The organism is Teichococcus coralli (assembly GCF_009829925.1).
Classification (GTDB): domain Bacteria; phylum Pseudomonadota; class Alphaproteobacteria; order Acetobacterales; family Acetobacteraceae; genus Pseudoroseomonas; species Pseudoroseomonas coralli.
On the sequence record NZ_SNVJ01000008.1, the window covers coordinates 67,321 to 85,980 of the forward strand.

General features: G+C 69.8%; 12 protein-coding genes and 1 tRNA gene. 5 read left to right on the forward strand and 8 right to left on the reverse strand.

The features are described from left to right. Nucleotides 1-13: 13 nt before the first annotated feature. The 3 genes from E0493_RS11100 to ssb all read right to left on the reverse strand — a co-directional run bounded on the left by E0493_RS11100 (nt 14) and on the right by ssb (nt 4,101). A complete protein-coding gene (locus E0493_RS11100; protein WP_160937016.1) occupies nt 14-955 on the reverse strand; it encodes a 1-phosphofructokinase family hexose kinase in 942 nt (313 codons plus the stop codon). Next, nucleotides 945-3,446 (reverse strand): phosphoenolpyruvate--protein phosphotransferase, encoded by a 2,502-nt coding sequence (gene ptsP / locus E0493_RS11105; RefSeq protein WP_160937017.1) that lies wholly within the window; start codon nt 3,444-3,446, stop codon nt 945-947. The genes E0493_RS11100 and ptsP overlap by 11 nt, the downstream gene beginning before the upstream one ends. 133 nt (nt 3,447-3,579) lie before the next feature. After that, nucleotides 3,580-4,101 (reverse strand): single-stranded DNA-binding protein, encoded by a 522-nt coding sequence (gene ssb, locus E0493_RS11110; protein WP_160937018.1) that lies wholly within the window; start codon nt 4,099-4,101, stop codon nt 3,580-3,582. A 277-nt stretch (nt 4,102-4,378) separates the two neighbouring features. Between ssb and uvrA the strand changes: the two genes are divergently transcribed. Further along, entirely contained in the window at nt 4,379-7,309 is a 2,931-nt protein-coding gene (gene uvrA / locus E0493_RS11115; RefSeq protein WP_202397066.1) for an excinuclease ABC subunit UvrA, read from the forward strand. Nucleotides 7,310-7,329: 20 nt separating this feature from the next. On the opposite strand, the gene E0493_RS11120 is transcribed toward uvrA, so the two are convergent. From E0493_RS11120 to E0493_RS11135, 4 genes are read right to left on the reverse strand one after another with little or no spacing between them, the layout of a single operon-like run. Then, a complete protein-coding gene (locus E0493_RS11120; protein WP_160937019.1) occupies nt 7,330-8,325 on the reverse strand; it encodes an energy transducer TonB in 996 nt (331 codons plus the stop codon). Between the two features lie 13 nt (nt 8,326-8,338). Beyond that, nucleotides 8,339-8,785, reverse strand: coding sequence for an ExbD/TolR family protein (locus E0493_RS11125; RefSeq protein ID WP_160937020.1), 447 nt, complete (start codon nt 8,783-8,785; stop codon nt 8,339-8,341). 6 nt (nt 8,786-8,791) lie between these two features. Then, nucleotides 8,792-9,532, reverse strand: coding sequence for a MotA/TolQ/ExbB proton channel family protein (locus tag E0493_RS11130; protein WP_160937021.1), 741 nt, complete (start codon nt 9,530-9,532; stop codon nt 8,792-8,794). Nucleotides 9,533-9,542: 10 nt separating this feature from the next. Further along, nucleotides 9,543-9,977, reverse strand: a complete 435-nt coding sequence (locus E0493_RS11135) for a Tat pathway signal protein (RefSeq protein ID WP_235913709.1) — start codon at nt 9,975-9,977, stop codon at nt 9,543-9,545. A 585-nt stretch (nt 9,978-10,562) separates the two neighbouring features. Between E0493_RS11135 and E0493_RS11140 the strand changes: the two genes are divergently transcribed. The 4 genes from E0493_RS11140 to E0493_RS11155 all read left to right on the forward strand — a co-directional run bounded on the left by E0493_RS11140 (nt 10,563) and on the right by E0493_RS11155 (nt 14,053). After that, on the forward strand, nt 10,563-10,832 hold the full coding sequence (locus E0493_RS11140) for a MoaD/ThiS family protein (RefSeq protein WP_160937022.1): 270 nt from the start codon (nt 10,563-10,565) through the stop codon (nt 10,830-10,832). 5 nt (nt 10,833-10,837) lie between these two features. Next, on the forward strand, nt 10,838-12,016 hold the full coding sequence (gene moeB / locus E0493_RS11145; protein ID WP_160937023.1) for a molybdopterin-synthase adenylyltransferase MoeB: 1,179 nt from the start codon (nt 10,838-10,840) through the stop codon (nt 12,014-12,016). A 187-nt stretch (nt 12,017-12,203) separates the two neighbouring features. Then, nucleotides 12,204-13,718 (forward strand): polysaccharide biosynthesis protein, encoded by a 1,515-nt coding sequence (locus E0493_RS11150; RefSeq protein ID WP_160937024.1) that lies wholly within the window; start codon nt 12,204-12,206, stop codon nt 13,716-13,718. Between the two features lie 242 nt (nt 13,719-13,960). Then, nucleotides 13,961-14,053: transfer RNA gene (locus tag E0493_RS11155), tRNA-Ser, on the forward strand. A gap of 289 nt (nt 14,054-14,342) precedes the next feature. Here E0493_RS11155 and E0493_RS11160 read toward each other — a convergent pair. Then, nucleotides 14,343-18,110: an AAA family ATPase gene (locus E0493_RS11160; RefSeq protein ID WP_160937025.1), complete on the reverse strand. Its 3,768-nt coding sequence runs from the start codon at nt 18,108-18,110 to the stop codon at nt 14,343-14,345. Nucleotides 18,111-18,660: the final 550 nt, after the last annotated feature.

An 18,660-nucleotide genomic window follows, 5' to 3' on the forward strand; every position in this document is an offset into this window, starting at 1 on the left:
AGTGAGGACGGGATCAGAGGCGCTCAACATCGGCCGCCTCCGCCAGCCGGCCGATCTCGGCGGCCGTGGGCAGGCCCTGCGGCGGCCGGGAGACAGCGGCGGCGGCGCAGCCGGTGGCCAGTCGCGCCAGCGCCGTTGCATCCAGCCCGCGTGCCAGCCCGGCGGCCAGCCCGGCGACCATCGCATCGCCGGCGCCCACGGTGGTGGTCAGCGGCACGGCGGGCGGCCGCACCCAGAGCATGGCCTCGGGAAGCGCGAAGAGTGCCCCTTCGCCACCCGCCGAAACGACCACGTGGCTGATGCCACGCTGCTGCACCTCCCGTGCGGCGGCGATCACCGCCGCACGGTCGGGCAGGCTGCGCCCCAGCAGGTCGGCGAGCTCGGCGCGGTTGGGCTTGATCAAATGGGGCCGCGTCTCCAGCGCGGCTTTGAAGGCGGGCCCGCTGGTGTCCAGCAGAACGCGCCGGCCCGCCCCGGACAGGGACCGCACCAGCTCGGCCCAGGCATTGGCCTCCAGGCCGGGCGGCAGGCTGCCGGCCAGCACCATCAGCTCCGGGGCGTGCACCAGCCTTCGCCGCAGCGCGGCAAGGGAGGGGGCAGCCACCGTCGGGCCCGGCGGGTTGATGTCGGTCACCACCCCTGCCTCGGTCTCCACCAGCTTCACGTTGATACGGCAGCGCCCCGGCACCGGCTCGAACTCACTGATGATGCCGAGCGGGCGCAGGAACTCCTCGAAGGCGGCACAATCCGCCGCCCCCAGCAGCCCGCCGGCCCGTGAAGGCTCCCCCAGCACCGAAAGCATCACCGAGACGTTCACGCCCTTTCCCGCCGCCCGCAGCTCCGCGCCTTCGGCGCGGTTCACCTCGCCCCGCTCCAGGCGGGAGATCGGAATGGTCAGGTCGAAGGCGGGGTTCAGCGTGACGGTGCCGATCCGCGTCAGGGCTTCAGCCGGCATGGCCCAGCTCCCGTAGCGCCGGCAGGGCGCGCACCTCGGCGGCGGTCGCGCAGCCGAGTGCCAGCCTCGCAACCCGTTCCGCCTCCGCCATGGCAAGCGCGCGGATCTGCGCCTTCAGCGCGGCGACGTTCGGGATGGAAACCGAAAGCTCATCCACTCCCAGGCCGAGCAGGATCGGCGCGGCCATCGGGTCGGCCGCCATGTTGCCGCAGACCCCGACCCAGCGGCCGCGCGCATGCGCCGCCTTCACCGTCATGTCGATCAGCCGCAGCACCGCGGGGTCCAGGGCATCGGAGCGTGCGCCGAGTGTCGGATGCAGCCTGTCCACGGCGAGGGTGTACTGCGTCAGGTCATTGGTGCCGATGGAGAAGAAGTCGGCCTCCCCGGCGAGCTGGTCCGCCATCACCGCCGCGGAGGGCACCTCGACCATGATGCCCACCTCCGCCGGCGGCGCGGCGAGGTCCTGTCGTTCCTGCTCGATGATGTCTCGCGCCGTGCGCAGGTCGGCGAGCCCATCCACCATTGGCAGCATGATGCGGATGTCGCCGTGCCGGGCGGCACGCAAGGCGGCGCGGACCTGCGCCCGGAACAGCGCCGGCTCGGCCAGTGAAAGGCGCAGGCCCCGCAGCCCAAGGAAGGGGTTCGCCTCGGCCGGGTGGCGCACGAAGCGCAGCGGCTTGTCGCCGCCGGCATCCAGGGTGCGCAGCACCACCGGCAACCCGCCGAAGCCTTCCGCCAGGCGGCGGTAGAGGTCGAACTGCTCGTCCTCGTTGGGCGGATGCGGCCGCTCGTCGAACAGGAACTCGCTGCGCACGAGGCCCGTGCCCTCGGCGCCGGCGGCCAGCGCCTGGGCGGCCTCCTCCGGCCGGCGGACATTGGCGCCGACCTCGATCCGGTGCCCGTCGCGCGTGACGGCAGGGCGGAACGCCGCCTCGCGCGCCGCGGCGGCACGCTCCCTGCCTCGCGCCTGGGCTTCCCGCGCCCGCTTCCGCGCCGCCTCGTCAGGGTTGGGCAGCAGGCGGCCCCGGTCGCCGTCCAGCACCACGGGCGTTCCGTCCGCCAGCTCCAGCACGCCCGGCCCGGCGGCGACGACGGCGGGAATGCCCAGCGCCCGCGCCAGGATGGCGGTATGCGCGGTGGGTCCGCCCGCCGCCGTCACCAGCCCGACCACCCGGGCCGGGTCCAGGTTGGCGGTTTCCGAAGGCGTCAGATCGTCGGCGGCGATGACGGCCTGCTCCGGCAACGGCTCGGCCTCCGCGCCACCGCCGACGAGATGGCGCAGCACCCGGCGCGCCACGTCCTTCAGGTCCGTGGCGCGAGCGGCCAGCAGCGGGTCGGCCAAGCCTGCCAGCGCCTCGGCCTGGTCATCGGTGGCAGCCTGCCAGGCCGCCGGCGCCGAAGCCCCGCCCTGGATGGCGCGCCGCGCCGCCGCCAGCAGCTCGGGATCCTCCAGGAACTCCTCATGCGCGGCGAAGATGGCCGCGTGCTTGTCGCCGACCCGGTGACTCATCTCGGCGGCAACGGTTTTCAGCTCGGCGCGGGAAGCTTCCAGCGCCGCCTCAAGCGCCGCCTGCTCGCCCACCGCGTCGGTGGCGGTCGCGGCGAAGCCGGCCTGCTCCGAGCGAAAGCGGTGCACCACGCCGACGGCAATGCCGGGGCTGGCGGGCAGGCCGGCGATCGCCCCGGGCTCAAGCGGCTCCTCCACGGTGGCGGGCGCCCGCTCCATGCCGGCGGGGGCCGGCTCCCCGCGTTCGTTGTCGCCGAGCTGATCGTCGAAGGCAGCCCGCAACGCCTTCAGCGCCGCCCCGGCATCGGGGCCGGCCACGCTGAGCTGCATCGGCGCGCCCGGGCCGGCGCCGAGTTGCAGCAGCGCGATCATGCTGCGCGCCTCGGCGCTGCGCCCGGCATGGCTCAGCGTGACGCGGGACTGGTAGTTCTTCGCCAGCTGCACCAGCACGCGGGCGGGCCGGGCATGCATCCCGGCCACGGCCGGAGCCGCGACGGTCGCCGTCATCGCCCCATCCTCCGGGGAAGCCCCGGCGGCGGGCCTGGCGGCTGGCAGCGGCTTGTCCGGATCGAGGGCCGCGAGGATCTCTCCCGCGTCGCCGGTGCGGGCCAGCCGGGCGGCGAGGTCGGCCTCCCCCAGCACGTCCGTCAGCCGGCGAAGCACGGCGATGTGCTCGTCGCCCTGCGCGGCGATGGCCACCACCAGATGCGCCACGTCATCGCCGCTCCATCGCACGCCTTCCGGCACCTGCAACACGGAGATGGCGGTTCGTGCGATCAGTCCGCGATCGGCCCGCTGCCCGTGCGGGATGGCGATGCCGTTGCCCAGGAAGGTGTCCGCCTCGCCCTCGCGCCGGAGCATGCTCTCGGCATAGGCCGGCCGGATCGCGCCGTTCTCCACCAGAAGCTGCGCCGCCTCCCGGATCGCCGACTCCTTGTCGGCCGGTCGGGCGGCAAGACGGATGCCGTCAGCGGAGAGAATCACGAGCGTCCTGCTCCCTGTCTTCCCTGCCTTGAACCAAACAGAACAGCCCGCGTTTCAGCGGGCTGACGATCTGCGTCGGGATTCGCGCTCGGCGCGGCTTGGGCGCTCCAAGGCCAGAGCGCCCAAGCCCGGCTTAGAACGGGATGTCGTCGTCGAGGTCGCTGCCGCCGCCCTTCGGCGCGTCCCAGCCGCCGCGCTGCTGACGGCCGCCGCCGCCACCGCTGCGCTCGCCACCGCCATAGCCGCCAGAGGAGCGGCCCCCGCCATTTCCGCCTTCGGATCCGCCGCCACCGCCGCCCTCGCCGCCGCGGCCGTCGAGCAACGTCAGCTCACCGCCGAAGGCGCGCAGCACCACCTCGGTCGAGTAGCGGTCCTGGCCGGCCTGGTCCTGCCACTTCCGCGTCTCCAGCTTGCCCTCGATGTAGACCTTGCTGCCCTTGCGGAGGTACTTCTCGGCGATCTCGCCCAGCTTCTCGTTGAAGATCGCGACCGAATGCCATTCGGTGCGCTCCTGGCGATTGCCCTCGCGGTCCTTATATGTGTCGGTGGTGGCAAGGCGCAGGTTCACCACCCGGCCGCCGTTCTGGAAGTTCCGCACCTCCGGGTCCCGCCCCAGATTGCCGATCAGGATGACCTTGTTGACGCTGCCGGCCATGCCGCCCGCTCCTTCATGCACTGCCGCCCGGCTGCGCCGCCCTGGCCTTCGGAATGCCGAAGGTTGGAAGGCCGGCGCTGCAGCGGAATTTAACATCTTTGTGCGTCCGCCAGGACGCCTCGCCGCAACCTAGCCATCCACCGGCGCTTCGGCCAGTGCGCAGCGGCAGGACTTGTTCTGCCATGCGCCAGGCCCACTTCCCGCAGCCCACGGATGCTGGCACAACACCCACCAGAACACAATGCGAACGCCCGCCGCCCAGGAGCCTGACCTGACGATGCCGACGAAGCTGCACGCCACCGCCGCCCAGGCCGCCGAAAAGGGGCCTGCCGGACAGCATGACGAGATCCGCATCCGCGGCGCGCGCCAGCACAACCTCAAGAACGTCGACATCGACATCCCGAAGCATACGCTGACGGTGATCACCGGCCTCTCCGGCTCCGGCAAGTCCTCCCTCGCCTTCGACACCATCTATGCCGAGGGCCAGCGGCGCTACGTGGAAAGCCTCTCCGCCTATGCCCGGCAGTTCCTGGAGCTGCAGCAGAAGCCGGACGTGGACAGCATCGAGGGCCTCTCGCCCGCCATCTCCATCGAGCAGAAGACCACCAGCCACAACCCGCGCTCGACGGTCGGCACGGTGACCGAGATCCATGACTACATGCGCCTGCTCTGGGCGCGCGCGGGCGTGCCCTACTCCCCCGCCACCGGCCTGCCGATCGAGGCGCAGACCGTCAGCCAGATGGTGGACCGCGTCCTGGCCATGCCGGAGGGCACCCGCCTGCTGCTGCTCGCCCCGGTGGTGCGCGGCAAGAAGGGCGAGTTCCGCAAGGAGCTGGCCGAATACCAGCGCCGCGGCTTCGAGCGGGTGAAGATCAACGGCACCCTGACCCGCATCGAGGAGGCGCCGAGCCTCGACAAGCGCAAGAAGCACGACATCGAGGTCGTGGTGGACCGCGTGGTGGTCGGCAACGAGGGGCTGGCCCAGCGGCTGGCGGATTCCTTCGAGACGGCGCTCGGCCTGGCCGATGGCGTCGCCTATGCCGAGAATGCCGACGCCAAGGGGGCGGAAGGCGAGCGCACCGTCTTCTCCAGCCGCTACGCCTGCCCGGTTTCCGGCTTCACGCTGGAGGAAATCGAGCCGCGCCTGTTCTCCTTCAACTCGCCGCAGGGCGCCTGCCCGGTCTGCAGCGGCCTCGGCACCGAGAGCTTCTTCGACGCCGCCCTGGTGGTGCCCGATGACGCCCGCAGCCTGGCCGACGGCGCCGTCGCCGCCTGGGCCGGCAACAGCGCGCCCTATTACGACCAGACCCTTGAAAGCCTCGCCAAGCACCTGGGAATCAAGACCTCCACCCCCTGGGGCGAGCTGCCCAAGGCGGCGCGCGAGGCCATCCTGAACGGCACCGGGGATGAGGTCGTCTCCCTCCGCTACAAGGACGGGCTGCGCGCCTATGAGGTGAAGAAGCCCTTCGAGGGCGTTCTGCCCAACCTCGCCCGACGCCTGCGCGAGACCGACAACCCCTGGGTGCGCGAGGACCTCTCGCGCTACCAGGCGGAGCGCCCCTGCCATGCCTGCCGCGGCGCCCGCCTGAAGCCGGAGGCGCTTTCCGTGAAGGTCGCCGGGCTGCACATCGCCGAGGCCAGCGACCTCTCCATCGCCAAGGCGCTGCCCTGGTTCCAGCAGGTCGAGCCCACCCTCACCCCGCAGCGCGCCGAGATCGCCCGCCGCATCCTCAAGGAGATCACCGAGCGGCTGCGCTTCCTGCTCGATGTCGGGCTGGACTACCTCTCGCTCGCCCGTTCCTCGGCCACGCTCTCGGGTGGCGAAAGCCAGCGTATCCGCCTCGCCTCGCAGATCGGCAGCGGGTTGACTGGCGTTCTTTACGTGCTGGACGAGCCCTCCATCGGCCTGCACCAGCGCGACAACGAGCGCCTGCTGGGCACGCTGCGGCGCCTGCGCGACCTCGGCAACACGGTGCTGGTGGTGGAGCACGACGAGGACGCCATCCGCACCGCGGACCACCTGATCGACATCGGCCCCGCCGCCGGATCGGGGGGCGGGCGGGTCATCGCCCAGGGGACGCCGGAAGAGGTCGCGGCGCATCCGGACAGCGTCACCGGCGCCTATCTCTCCGGCCGCCGCGCCATTTCGGTGCCGGCGCAGCGCCGCCCGCGCGATCCGGACCGGCAACTCCGCGTTGTTGGCGCCACCGGCAACAACCTGCGCGACCTGACCGCCGCCGTGCCGCTCGGCACCTTCACCTGCGTCACCGGCGTCTCCGGCGGCGGCAAGTCCACCTTTGTGATCGAGACACTCTACAAGGCGGCCGCCCGCCGCCTGATGGGTGCCGGCACCGTCCCCGCGCCGCACCAGGCGCTGGAGGGGCTGGAGCATCTCGACAAGATCATCGACATCGATCAGTCGCCGATCGGCCGCACGCCGCGTTCCAATCCAGCGACTTACACGGGTTTGTTCGCACCGATCCGCGACTGGTTCGCCGAGCTGCCGGACTCCCGCGCGCGCGGCTACAAGCCCGGCCGCTTCAGCTTCAACGTCAAGGGCGGCCGCTGCGAGGCCTGCCAGGGCGACGGCCTGCTGAAGATCGAGATGCACTTCCTGCCCGACGTCTACGTCACCTGCGACACCTGCAAGGGCAAGCGCTACAACCGCGAGACGCTGGAGGTTAAGTTTCGCGGTAAGTCAATCGCCGATGTGCTTGAAATGACGGTAGATGATGCGCTGGAATTCTTCTCCGCCGTGCCCGCCATCCGCGAGAAGCTGCGGGTGCTGAAGGAGGTCGGCCTCGGCTACATCCATCTCGGCCAGCAGGCGACCACCCTCTCGGGCGGCGAGGCGCAGCGCATCAAGCTTTCCAAAGAGCTGTCCCGCCGCGCCACCGGCCGCACCCTCTACATCCTCGACGAACCGACCACCGGCCTGCACTTCGAGGATGTCCGCAAGCTGCTGGAGGTGCTCCACCAGCTTGTCGAGCAGGGCAACACGGTGGTGGTGATCGAGCACAACCTGGAGGTCATCAAGACCGCCGACTGGATCCTCGATCTCGGCCCCGAGGGTGGCGACGGCGGCGGCCAGATCGTCGCCGAGGGCACGCCGGAGGAGGTCGCCGCCGTGCCGGAGAGCCATACCGGCCGCTTTCTGGCGCCTCTGCTGCCGGAGAAGCCCGCCCGGCGCGCCCGCAAGCGGGCCTGAGCCCGCCCTCCCGCTACCCCTCAGCGCAGGTTGAAGCGTACGGGCACCACCAGTTCGATGGTGGTGCCTTCCATCTCGTCCGGCACCGATGGCAAGGATGCGCGCTGGATCATCTCGCCCACGGCGTCGTCCAGCGCCGGATGGCCCGAGCTGCGCTCGATCCGCCATCCCAGCAGGGTGCCGTCGCGCTGCATGCGGAAGCGCAGCAGGGCAACTCCTTCCTCCCGGCGCAGCCGCGCGGAGGTTGGATAACGCTTGGCTCGCTCCAGGGCAGCGGAGAGCCGCGCCAGGTAGCTTGGGGGTGGCGCGGCCACCCGCCGTGCCACCGGGGCCGGCGCAGCGGCAGGCGCGGGGGCGGCGGGCGTCGGCGCCACCGGCGCCGCGGTCTGCCGGGGGGGTGCGGGCTGCCTTGGCGCCTCGCGTCGCGGCGGCGAGGGCGGCCGCGCAGGCTGCGGCGGCGGCGGTGCGGGTGGTGGCGGAGGCGGCAGTTCTTCCGTCTCCAGGATCGGCGCGGTGTCCGGCTCCGGCAGCTCGGCGGCCTTTGCGTCAGGCGGCGCGCTCTGCATCACATCCGGGGGCGCGCTCTGCATCATATCCGGAGGCGCGCTCTGCACGACCTCTGTGGGCGCGCTCTGCGCGACGTCGGGCGGCATGGCCTGCGCCGGTTCCACCTCGGCGGCGACGGCTTCCGGCGGCGGCTCCGCCGGAACCGGCTCCTGCGCCTCCACGAGCGGGGTATCCGGTGGCGATGGCTCGGTGGCCGCATCGGGTGGCGGCTTGCTCTCCACGGTGGCTGGCGTGGCGAGAACGGTCTCCACGGCCTCGACCACTTCGCTCGGCGCGCTCGTGTCGTTGGACGGCGCCGTCGGAGCGGTGGCCAGCTCCAGCGGCATGATGACCGGAGGCGGCTCGGGCGACGGCACGGCGAGCAGCAGGAATGCCGCCGCGCCGCCATGCAGCGCGATGGAGGCGCCCCAACCCAGGGCGCGGGGCGCAGGAAGGCTCAGGCTGGACATGGGCGAGATCCGGTCAGCGCGCCTGAATGGCGCCGCCGGCCTCGGCCTCGGCGATCAGCGAGACGCGCGTGATGCCGGCCTGCGTCACGCGCCCCATGACCCGCAGCACCTCGCCGTAGGGAACGGCGCGGTCGCCACGCACATAGACCGGCGCTTCCGGGTCGTCCGCGTGCAGTGCCTGCAGTCGTGCCACGAGGTTCGGCGCGGCGATTTCCTCCGTTCTGAGGAAGACGCGGCCATCGGCGGTGACGGTGAGCACCGTCGGTGGCCGCTGTGCGGCGGCGCGCGGGGCGGCCGTCTTGGGCAGCTCCACCGGAACGCCCACCACCATCATCGGCGCCGCCACCATGAAGACGATCAGCAGAACCAGCATCACGTCCACCAGTGGCGTGACGTTCATGTCCGCCATCGGCAGCGGGCCGTCGTCGTCATCGCCGAGGCCCAGGCTGGAGAAAGCCATTGCGCCCTACTCCGCGGCCGCGCTGCTGCGGGCGTCCGCCAGGCGTGGCGGGCGGCGGGAGAGGCTGGCCGCGAGGTCGGCCGCCGCCGCCTGGCCCTCCTGCCGCAGCCGGCCCAGCCGCACCAACAGGCGGTTGTAAGCCATCACCGCCGGAATGGCGGCGACAAGACCGATGGCGGTGGCGAACAGCGCCTCGGCGATGCCGGGGGCGACCACGGCCAGGCTAGTGTCGTTGCTCTGTGCGATGCCGGCGAAGCTGTTCATGATGCCCCAAACGGTGCCGAACAGGCCGATGAACGGCGCCACCGCGCCAACCGTCGCCAGGAAGGGCAGGCCGGGCTCAACGCCACGGAGCTCGCCGCCCAGGGCATGGCGCATCGCGTGCTCCATGCGGTGCCGGTACTCGAAGCGGCTTTCGCCGGGTTCCCGCCCGTCGCGCCATTCCCGCGTCCCGGCGCGCAGCACGCGGGCGGCGAGCCCCTCTCCCTGCGGCGCCCCGCCCGCGGCGGCATCGGGCCTGGCAGCGCGCACGAGCTGCCGCACCTCCCGCCCGATGCGCCGCAGCAGCATGGATTTCTCGACAATGATGGCCCAGCAGATGACGGAGGCCAGCGCCAGCGCGATCATGACGCCCTTCACCACCCAGTCGGCCTGCAGGAACAGGCCGAGCATGGAAAGGTCGGGCGCGGCGTGCAGGCCGGCGACAGGAAGGCCGGAAACAGGTGTGGCGATCTCGGTGGGGTTCATCGGGGCCTTCTCACTTCTCGAAGGGAACGCCCTCGACGCGCGAGGACAGGGCGAGGCGCGGCAGGCAGTCGCTGCCGCCGTTCGGAGCCGGCCCGCAGGCGAGCAGGTCGTTCAGCAGCAGGGAGCCGACACCGCCGCAGTTCTGGCCGCCCATGTCGAAAACTCGCGCGGCGGTCTTCTCCGCGGGCAAGGGGCCGACATCCACGGCGAGGCGGCGCGAGATCACGCCGTCCTTCCCGAACACCAGCAGGTCGAGGCGAAGGGGATCGAGCGCTGCCGACGCCGGATTGCGCAACACCAGCCACACCCGGCAGCCTTCCCCCTGCGGCTGAAGCCGGTTGAGCTCCAACCCGATGGAGTCGCTGGCCGGCTGTGCCTGCGCGAGGCCGGGCAACAGCAGGGCTGCAGCCAGACCCAGGCCGCCCGCGATCCCTCGCATGTCCATTTGGCAAGACTTCCTCCGCTGCTGCGAAGGATTATGCCGCTATTGCGAAGCGGTTGCAATGCGAATGGATCGCAATAACTCGGCTCAGTCTCTTGTTTCCCTGCTGCGCAAGCGAGGGCCGGAAGGAGGCGCAGTGAGGGGAAAGGGCCCTCGTGAAGGTGCTCCGGATCGCGCCCTTGCGGTCCCTCCATCAGGTGGATGCCCCGCGAGGTTTGTTCACTGGCTGTTTCTGCCGGGAATCGCGGGAATATTTCCCACTCTTCTCTTTTCGCTCAGGCTTGATTTGTCGGGGGAGCGCCGAACCGGGCAAAAGCCAGGGCGAACTGGTCGCTCTTTGCTTCTTTCTTCCCATTTTCCGGGGCGCATTCGCTAAAAGGTTTATCTGCAGTTCACTAATTAAATTAAAATTTTGTAATCAAGAAGAATTTGAGTTGTCTACCCCATGATCGGCATGTCGTCGCGCTCTAATCGCGTGAACATGCGCAAAATTTCGCGATCTCACCATTTGGGTTGGCGTGAAAACTTTTAAGAGACGGGATCATGGCTATGCTGAAGACACCGCTCACTCCTCAGGAATGAAAATCGATGCCCGTTGTCCTGATGCCAAGCTCGCTGCGACGGTACACTGCCCAGCAGTCCAAGGTTACTGTTGGCGGAGAAACAGTGTCGGCTGTACTGGATAGCCTTGTGCAGCAATCGCCAGAAATGCGCGGTCATCTTTTCGCGGCGGGACAGCTCCGGCATTTCGTCGTGGTGTCGAAGAACGGCCAGGATATTCGCCTTCTCCAAGGTCTCGAGACGCCGGTTGCCGCGAATGACGAGATCCGCATCCTCGCCAGCATCGCCGGAGGCTGAGAGCCGTGGACGCGGAGACCACCCTCCCCCAGCTGAGCGACGGTGAGCTTCGCCGCTTCGGGCGGCACCTCATCCTGCCGGAGTTCGGCCTCGAGGGTCAGCGGCGGCTGAAAGCCGGCAGCGTGCTGCTGGTCGGCACCGGTGGCCTGGGCTGCCCGACCGCCCTCTACCTGGCCGCCGCCGGCGTGGGGCGGATCGGCCTGGTCGATGCCGATGTGGTGGAGGAGACCAACCTGCAGCGCCAGGTGGCGCATGGCTACTCCACCCTGGGTCTCGCCAAGACGGAAAGCGCCGCCGCGCGGATGCGCGACCTGAACCCGGATGCGGTGATCGAGCAGCACAAGGTCTTCCTCACGGAGGAGAACGCGCTCGACCTCATCGCCCGCTATGACGTCGTGATCGACGGCACCGACAACTTCCCGACGCGCTACCTCGTCAACGATGCCTGCGTGAAGCTTGGCAAGCCAAACGTGTTCGGCGGCGTTCTGCGCTTCGACGGCCAGCTCAGCGTCTTCGATGCGCGCCGGGGCCCCTGCTACCGCTGCCTCTTTCCGGAGCCGCCGCCGGTCGAGCTGGCGCCGAACTGCTCGGAGGCCGGGGTGCTGGGCGTTCTCCCGGGCGTCATCGGCGCGCTCCAGGCCACCGAGGCGGTCAAGCTGCTGACCGGCATCGGCACGCCGATGGTGGGCCGCATGCTGGTCTATGATGGGCTCGACCTGAGCTTCAACACGGTGGAGCTGGCCAAGAACCCGAACTGCCCCTGCTGCAGCAAGCCTTCCGCCGAGATCGTGCTGCGCACCGAGCAGATGGTCTGCGCCGCGCCGACGGTCGGCCGGACGGTAAGCCCGACGGAGCTGCGCGCGCGTCTGAAGGCCGATGAGCGGATGCTGGTGCTCGACGTGCGCAACCCCGACGAATGGCTGGGCGGAACGATCCCGGGCGCCATGCGCATCGCCAAGCCCGAGCTCGAAGCGGCCATCCGTTCCGTGCTGGAGGAAGGCCGGCAGCCGGAAGGCGGCGTGCTCGCCGCCCTGCCCCGCGACCAGGATATCATTGTCTACTGCCAGTCCGGCATGCGAAGCAGCGCGGCCATCCGCAGTCTCGTCGCCGCAGGCTATGACCCTGCGCACCTCTTCAACCTCGATCGCGGCTTCTCAGCCTGGCGGAAAGAGGCCGAGCAATAATACCTCCCGGAATTCCGGCGCGCGAAAATTCATTCTGACGAATCCGAAACGATTCTCTCGGAAATTTTTTTCTGATTGGAAGTCTCCGGTGAGTCGTTTCGGAATTACTTCGAGGGATCGCATTACGGCGGTCCCCCGCGCACCCTGCCCTATGCGCTTTCCTGCCTTCAGCAAGCGGACACGACCTATGCCTCTGCAAACCAGCGCCAGCCTCATTGAAGAAATAAAGGATCTGGCTCCCCCCGGCCTTGCGGAGCTGAATGCCAATACCCTGGCCGCGCTGGGCGCGGTGACCCGCCGGCTGATCGCGACCATGAAGCGCGAGGGTAGGCTTTCCGAGAACCCGATCGAGCTGGCGATGACGCGGGACGTCGCGTTGCACCACGAGGCCGCGTTGAGGCGCCTCAAGGGCCGGCGCGTCATGGTGATCGGGGGCGAGGGCTGCGTCGGCACCCGCCTGCGGAGCCTGCTTGCCGGCCTTGGGCCGCAGTCGCTCGTGAGCCTCGACATCGCCGCGCATGGCGGCCTCGGCACCGGCATGCGGGTGGACATCCGCGACGCCGCGGCGCTGGACGCCGCCTTCGCCGAAGCTCGCCCCGAGGTGGTGTTCCATCTCGCCGCCATCCGCGAGCCCGGCAGGGCCGAGGTCATCGTGCGGGACGCGGTGGAGACGAACGTCTATGGCACGGCCAACGTCATCGCCGCCTGCCGGCGGCATGGTGTCGCACAGGCTGTCTATTCCTCCACGGGCAAGTGCTTCGCCTACATCACCGACCACGTCTATACCGCCACCAAGAAGCTGGCCGAAGCGCAGTGGATGGCCGCCGCCCGGGAGGGCGGCCCGACGCAGTTCGTGGCGACCCGGTTCACGCATGTGCTGGAGAACGGCATCGTTGCGCGTGATATCGCGCAGGGCATCAAGGCCGGGCTGGTCGGGCTGCACGGCTCGGACCGGCACTTCAACCTGCAGAACCTGCGCCAGGCGACACATCTCCTGGTGAACGCCGTGGCTCTGGCCGGCGAGCAGGCGGCCGACAGCTTCTGGAGCGCCATTGATCTCGGCTGGCCGGTGAACACGCTGGAGATGGCGCTCTACCAGATCGACCAGGGCGGCCGGGACGTCGCCGTCCGGTTCCTGGGCGTTCCGCGCGGCTATGACGAGCAGTTCTTCCGTGGCCAGTTCGACTGGAGCGGCGCGCACGAATACCATCCCCTGATCAATGCCCTCGAAGCGCCCAGCAGCTTCACGGACCGCACGGGAACGATGATCGGCGCACGGGTCCCCGCCGGCGCCGAGGGGCGGTTGCAGCAGGAGCTTGAGCGGCTGCGGCATGTGCTGCGGGAAAACCCCCGCGACGCCGGGTTCGTGGCGGATGCGGTGGTGAAGCGGGCTCTGCTGGACGCGGTTGCCGGCTTGGCGGCCTCGGCCTTCGCGGCCAGCGATCCGCAGCGCCTCCTGGACGTCCTGTGGTGGGGCGCGGCACCGAATTGGGCCGGCCCTGACGCCTCCACCGCCCGGCGCTTCGCGCCGGTGCTGACCCTGCTGGCGGATGCGATGCTCCAGCGGCCCGTGGCCCTCCGGGATGTGCCCGGCGCCGCGGAAAAGCTCGCGGACATCGCGCTGACCTTCCGGCAGATCCCCGCTCTTGAAGAAAGGGCGGCAAGCCTGAGCGCCGCCCTTGAACCGGCGGTCGCGAACTGAGCACCCTTCCGGCGGGGAGATCAGGAGGGGCACCGCCAGCTCTCCGCTCCTCCCGCGCACCGTGCGGAGGCCGAAGGACTTGCCGCCGGCCTGCCGGATCCCGGAAGCCAACGGCCCGAAGCGACTCCATTGAAGCGGCGGCCGAGCTTTTTTTCTCCGCCGTGCCACCCTCCGGATTTGACGGGCGCTCGCCGGGAGGCTAGAAGCGGCTCCGCATACGCCGTGCAACTTCAACACTCCGCGGAGGGGTGGCCGAGTGGCCGAAGGCGGCGGTTTGCTAAACCGTTAGACGGGGATAACCCGTCTCGTGGGTTCGAATCCCATCCCCTCCGCCATTTCCCTTAAAGAAAACAGTGATTTAATGAGAATCAGCTGGTTTGTTCCCACGCTGGTTCCCACACTCGGCCCTTGCTGCTGGTTGAGCTAGTTGGAGGTGGCAGCAGGAGCCGCGCTGCCAGGCCCCTCAGCCGGTGAACCGGGCCGCGAACCGGTCGACGACCGCGGCGCAATCGGCACGCTGCGCCAGTTTGACCGCCCAGAACCCGAAAAGGGTTGCGGCCGTGGCAAGCTCCGGCGTTAAGGCGCTCTGGGAGAAGATGTCGGAGGCGCTGTCTCACCGCGACCTCAACCGAGGATGATGCGCGCCAGCCGCTCCACCTCGAGCATGTCGAGGCCGATGCCAGGGGCCTCGCTCGTCTCAACCAGCACCCTATCGGCGCCGCCCGCCTCGGTCAGGGGTCTGATGCCCTCCTTGAGGTAGGCCGCACGCTTGCGCGCCCACCGCGCGGCGTACTTCGGGTCGCCGAGCATTCCGAGGTGCTCCCAGTAGTAGGTGACACCCGTCGCGTCGTCCTGGATCGTGAAGTCCGGCCAGCGCGTCCAGCCGTCCAGGACGACAGGCTGCTCGTAGGTGTATTTCACGCCCATCGCGATAAGCTTCTCGGCAATGGCCAGCTCGGACTTCGACTGGACGAGTTCGCCCCTGCTCGTCCTGTGCAGAAGCTGGCGATCGACCGTCACCTTCGCCCCGGCGAACGGAACGTCGATGGGGTCGGGTCGGTCGAATAGGTCGGTAAGGCGCCGGGCGATCTCGGACGCCGCGGGGTGCGAGAAGCGCCTCAGCGATGCAATGTCGTCCTGGTGAAGGATGGTTACCTCATCCCTGTGGCGCGTGAGCGCGGTGTAGAGTAGCTCCCGCGTCAGCGGGCGGCAGTCCTTCGGGACGACCACGAAGGTCTTGCCGAACTGGCTTCCCTGAGTCTTGTGGACCGTGAGGGCATAAGCGAGCTCCAGATCGGGCGATCCGTCGTCCCCGCCGAACTCCCAGCGGGAGTAGGTGAACCTGATCCCGGGCTGCGTGTTGAACTCGACCTCAAGGTCCTTGGGCCGGTACTTCACGTTCCTGAACTTGAACCCGCCGACCACGACGCCGATGTCGCCGTTTGCGACGTAAGCGGGATCCGACTTCGGATAGGTGCGCCGCCTCCCGTTGTTCCTGACGTTGATGACCTTGTCGCCGTAGAGCAGCCCTTGCGGCCCGGCGGGGCGAGGTATCTTGACGTGCCAGCCGCTCCCCTCCGCGTACTCCCGGGTCGAGGCACGGAAGGTCCGCTGGATTGCAAGGTTCAGGGCGTCGACGCCCGCGAGGGAGGCGCGGACGGGCGAGAGCACCTGCCAGTCGTGGCTGGCGGCCGCCGCTCCGGGGTCGTCGCGGTTCGGGCTCTTCGGCCAGTAGAAGACACGGCCCTCGTGGCCGGTGCCGCCGACGCTGAGGCCGAAGCCCATCTCGTCGCCGGGACCTGAGAGACCGAGGCTCCTGACCAGCTCGTCGGTCAGGACCTGCCCGACGGCCGGGAGGCTCGGCCAAGCGGCCGTGCGGACGTGATCGAGGGAGCCCGCCTTCAGCCGGTCCCACACCTCGTCAGACCCGGCATCGAGCGCCTCCCCGCTGAACTGGCGCGCGAGCAGGACGTCCCCGCGCCCAGCGCCGCGCTGGCGGCCGATGATGGTGAGCTCCGCATAGCCGGGCGCTACGCGCGGGAAGACAGGCGGCGACTCGGCAGGGGCGAGGTGCCTGCAGATATCCACGAACGGGCGCCCGGCCCCGATCGGGGGGAGCTGGCGGGGGTCACCCACAAGCACGAGACGCTCGACACCCTCCAAGGAGTCGAACAAGGCGGCGAGCTGGTCCTCAGTGAGCATGGAGCACTCGTCGACCACGACGGTCCGATAACCCTTCTCGCGGGGCTCCTGCGGGTTGACGTAGTAGCGCCCGCTCCTCCCGTCGTAGCGCCGCAGCCGGGAGAGGAATTGGGCCAGGGTCTTGCCCTCACCGAGCCGTCCTGCCGCCTCCTCCAGCCGCACCCGAGCCTTGCCCGTGGGCGCGAGGAGCAGGACGCCCCGTGACGATACCTCGGGGAGGTCGCAGAGGATCCGCAGCAGCGTCGTCTTCCCGGATCCGGCCGGACCGACGAGGACCGTGAGGCGGCCCGCGGCGATCTGGGCAAGCGCGGCCTCCTTCTCCGACCTAGCACGGGCCTCCTCCGCCCGCTCGGCCTCCCCTGCGCCCTCCTCCAGCCCCAGGATCCGGTCGATCAGTCCGCGCCAGGGGTGCTGCAGGTCGTGCGGCCTGGCCGCCGCGCGCCGGCGCACCTCACGCGCGATCAGGGCCTTGGCGTCGCGGTAGCGGGCGAGCTTGTAGGCCGGGCCGCTCTCGGTCGTGGCGGCTTCGAGAGCCTCGGAGAGGCGTGCCGCGTTAATCTGGAGCACGTCCTCGTCGATGTGGCACGGCGGGTCGAGGGGCGTTGACCTCGACAGTCTGGCGATCCAGCTGAGCGGCAGGAGGGTGTGGCCGCCCTGGGACGCCGCGGTCTCCAGCAGGCGAGTCACCAGGCCGCGCACCCGGCGCGGGTCGATGCCGTCCGCCATGGCGGTCCCCGGCGGGAGCGGACGGACCGCCCGGATTGCATCCGGCGGAAACACGCCGCGGTCAATCACCGCGAAATCGATCCGGTCGGGGGAGGCCTCGTCACGCTCGAAGAGGACGTAGGGGTTGGCGAGGATCTCGGCATCCGGGGTGGCCGGGTGGAGCGTCCTTTCCTCGGGCTGGTAGGCACGGACGGCCTGCTCCTCGGTAAGGCAGCACCGGGCGATGAGGTCGAGGAGCAGCTTCCTCCCCGGCGGCAGCAGCCGCCACTTCTCCCGATAGCTGCTCCCGAATCCGAGGCCGTCCGCGCTTGGCAGCAGCGACGGGTCGGCGACGAAGGCATCGATGAACGCGAAAGCGTCGAAGGGCGCGCCCTCCTTCGCTCCCACGCGGACGATCTCGTACGCGAGCAGGCCCCCGTGCGGCAGCCCAAAGGCCGCGAGGGCGCTGCCGAGGCCGGGGTGGACCCCCCGGGCGCGCCAGAGACGCGCGAGCTCGCGGTCAATCCACGCCAGCGGCCCCGACACGTCGAGCTCCACCCGTTCCGCGGCGGCCTTCAGGCCCACGGCGCAGGACAGGAGGGACGCGATAGCCTCGTCGTCCGATAGGTGCTCCGCCCCGTAGGAGTAGGCGGAGAACTGGCCATCCGGCGCGAAGGCGACGCAGGCCTCCAGGTCGAGGGATGGGTCCCGGCCCGCCAGCTTCAGCAGTTCGTGGTAGGGCATGAGGAAGCCGTCGCCGCCCTTCGGCCGCAGCGAGTGCCGCACCGTCCGCTCCCAGAGCACGCCGCTGAGCGGGCCGGGCCGCTCGTAGTTGTAGTCGATCAGGCCGCCCACGCCCGTCACCCGGCCGACGCCGACGATGACCCTCCGGCTGTCCTCGGAGAGCGGTGTGCGCTTGGCGTAGAAGAAGCAGAGCGAGTCCTCCTCCTTCAGCGCGCCGAAGAAGGTGTCGAGCATGACCACTTGGTTGTCGCGGTCCTGGATCCAGCTCGTGTCGAATGGCAGGTCGGGCTCGCGGGACGGGTCGTAACCCAGGCGAAGGGCCTCGGCTTTGCCCTTTACCCGCTCCTTTGGGCTGCCCTCCACCGCCTGCCGGAGCATCCACCCGAAGGGGACGCAAGCTGCCGAGTAGGGCTCCAGGCGGAGCGGCGTGACCCCGAAATGTCCGTGCGTCGCCTCGCTCATCTGCTTGTACGGGTGCTGCTTTCGAAGGGTCACGTCCTGGGCCGAGAGGAAGCCCGCCCGCTCCTCGACGCAGGGCGGCAGGTCTCGCTCATCCAGGCTCTCGAACGCCCAACCCGCCAGGGCGCCGTCCGCCCGTCCGTCCTTCGCGATGCGCGACAGGACCACGCACGAGGTGTTCGCCGCAGGATCGTCGCAGACGTGGCCATCCCAGCGGCGGTCGTGCCAAGGCACGCGGATACTGATGTGCTGCCTCGATAGCTGCCGTGCGCCCTCGATCAATCTGACGTCCCGCCCACTTTATGTCGACGGCAGACTAGGCCGGGATTTTCACCAAGGGCAATGCGCGGGCGGGCGCCCAGCGAGCATGGATGGGGGCAACGCCTCGCACGACACGGCCACCTCTCCTGCTGGAGATGGCGGAGCGAACATCCTTGCGGCGATAGGGTCCATGAGCCAGCTCAAGGGCCTGCTGGGCGAAGCCCTCCAATCGACGTGCTTTCCTCCACAAGCTCGTGCGTGCTCGCGCACCAGAGCCCTGGGGGCGACCGTTGGCCGTCGGCAGGTCCGGGCAGCCCGTCTTACCGGCTCCCTTCCGGCTGACCGAATCCTTCGCTAGGCGGTCGAACTGTACCGGGATGGCCCGATTGACAGCCGCAGGCTGAAGGAGGCGATCTCGCGCCTCGAGGTGAACATCCGGCGCGGCCTCCCGGACCCCGTTGTGCAGCGGGCGCCGCGCTCGGTGTCGGCAAGACCCGAGCGGGTCGGCCTTATGGTCTACGAGACCCGGGCCGGCGCCCTCGACAGCGACCGCATCAACTCGGCCGAGAAC

Coding starts and splice junctions, on each gene's coding strand:
- E0493_RS11100 (WP_160937016.1), bottom strand. CDS start 955: ATGCCGGCTGAAGCCCTGACGCGGATCGGCACCGTCACGCTGAACCCC.
- ssb (WP_160937018.1), bottom strand. CDS start 4,101: ATGGCCGGCAGCGTCAACAAGGTCATCCTGATCGGCAATCTGGGGCGG.
- uvrA (WP_202397066.1), top strand. CDS start 4,379: ATGCCGACGAAGCTGCACGCCACCGCCGCCCAGGCCGCCGAAAAGGGG.
- E0493_RS11120 (WP_160937019.1), bottom strand. CDS start 8,325: ATGTCCAGCCTGAGCCTTCCTGCGCCCCGCGCCCTGGGTTGGGGCGCC.
- E0493_RS11125 (WP_160937020.1), bottom strand. CDS start 8,785: ATGGCTTTCTCCAGCCTGGGCCTCGGCGATGACGACGACGGCCCGCTG.
- E0493_RS11130 (WP_160937021.1), bottom strand. CDS start 9,532: ATGAACCCCACCGAGATCGCCACACCTGTTTCCGGCCTTCCTGTCGCC.
- E0493_RS11135 (WP_235913709.1), bottom strand. CDS start 9,977: ATGGACATGCGAGGGATCGCGGGCGGCCTGGGTCTGGCTGCAGCCCTG.
- E0493_RS11140 (WP_160937022.1), top strand. CDS start 10,563: ATGCCCGTTGTCCTGATGCCAAGCTCGCTGCGACGGTACACTGCCCAG.
- E0493_RS11150 (WP_160937024.1), top strand. CDS start 12,204: ATGCCTCTGCAAACCAGCGCCAGCCTCATTGAAGAAATAAAGGATCTG.